The organism is Micromonospora sp. NPDC050495, from assembly GCF_040655175.1.
Taxonomy (GTDB): domain Bacteria; phylum Actinomycetota; class Actinomycetes; order Mycobacteriales; family Micromonosporaceae; genus Micromonospora.
The window spans coordinates 1-1,675 of sequence record NZ_JBFAJK010000119.1; the positions used below are offsets into that span (position 1 = coordinate 1).

A 1,675-nucleotide genomic window follows, 5' to 3' on the forward strand; every position below is an offset into this window, starting at 1 on the left:
GTGTTCACCAAAGGCACCACCAACGACATCTACGTAGGCCTGTCCACCGGCACCACCTTCACCGCCGGCACCAAATGGCACGACTACTTCGGCCTCGGCAACGAGGCGACCCTGTGATCCCCGGATGGGAGGCCCCGATGGCCGGAACGCGATCGAGATGGCGCCGCGGCGCCGTCGCCCTGGCCGCCGCGGCGCTCGCCGGCGCGGTCGCGGCCCCGCCCACGCCGGCCACGGCCGCGCCCCGCGACGCGGTGGACTCGGCCTTCCAGCGGGCGGCGCACGAGTTCGGCGTACCCAGGGACGTGCTGGTCGCCGTCGGCTACGGCGAGTCCCGGCTCGACGCCCACGGCGGCAAACCCAGCCAGGCCAACGGGTACGGGGTGATGCACCTGGTCAGCAACCCCACCCGGCACACGCTGGAACGGGCGGCGACGCTGACCGGCGAGCCGGTCGCGCGACTGAAGTCGGCCACCCCGGCGAACATCCGCGGCGGTGCGGCCGTCCTGCGCGAACTCGCCGACACCGAAGGGCTCACCGGCGCGGACCGCAACCGGGTCAGCGCCTGGTACCCGGTGGTCGCGAGGTACAGCGGCGCCGCCGACGACGCGACCGCCCGGCTGTACGCGGACGCCGTCTACGACCTGTTGCAGCAGGGCATTCCCGGCCCCGTGCCGGTGCCGGCCCGCCGGCTGCGACCGGAACTCGGCCGGTACGCGGCGGTGGCCCCGGCCGGCTCGACCGTGGCCGGCGCGCTCGCCGCCGCGGTGCCGGAGTATCCGCCGGCCCGGTGGGTGCCCGCGAACAGCGCCAACTACGCGGTCGGGCGGTCCAGCCGGATCACCACCGTGATCATCCACGTCACCCAGGGCTCCTACGCGGGCACCGTCAGCTGGTTCCAGAACCCGTCGGCCGGGGTGAGCGCCCACTACGTCGTCAAGTCGAGCAACGGCGAGATCACCCAGATGGTGCGCGAGGGCGACACCGCCTACCACGCCCGGTCCGGCAACGCCTACGGACTCGGCATCGAGCACGAGGGCTACGTGGACAATCCCGCCTGGTTCACCGACGCCATGTACCGCTCCTCGGCGGCCCTGACCCGCTACCTCTGCGACAAGTACGGCATCCCGAAGGACCGTAACGGCATCAAGGGCCACAACGAGATCGCCGGCAACGACCACACCGACCCCGGACCCAACTGGAACTGGAACTACTACATCTCGCTGGTCAACCAGGGCGGCGGCGGAGCGGGCGCCCGGTACTTCGGTGGCTCCCCGACCGACTTCTCCGGCGACGGCCGCGACGACGTGGTGGCGTTCACCCACGGCACCCTCGCCGACGTGTACGTCTCGACCTCCACCGGCACCGGCTTCGCCGGCACGTCCGTCAAGTGGAACGACTACTTCGGGCTCACCGGCGAGACCCCGTTGACCGGTGATTTCGACGGCGACGGCCGCGACGACATCGTGGTGTTCACCCAGGGCACGCTCGGCGACGTGTACGTCGGCCTGTCCACCGGCACGGGTTTCCTGGCCGGCGCCAAGTGGCACGACTGGTTCGCCCCCGGCGCCGAGGTCCCGGCGGTGGGTGACGTGAACGGCGACGGTCGCGACGACATCGTGACGTTCACCCACGACGCGGCGGCGGATGTGTATGTGGCGTTGTCCACCGGGTCGTC

Annotated in this window: 1 protein-coding gene; it reads left to right on the plus strand. The window is 71.8% G+C overall.

What is annotated here, in order from left to right; genetic code table 11:
* Nucleotides 1–137: 137 nt before the first annotated feature.
* Nucleotides 138–1,675: N-acetylmuramoyl-L-alanine amidase (locus AB0I11_RS34340; protein WP_357330101.1), on the plus strand; the 1,538-nt coding region annotated here is incomplete at its 3' end.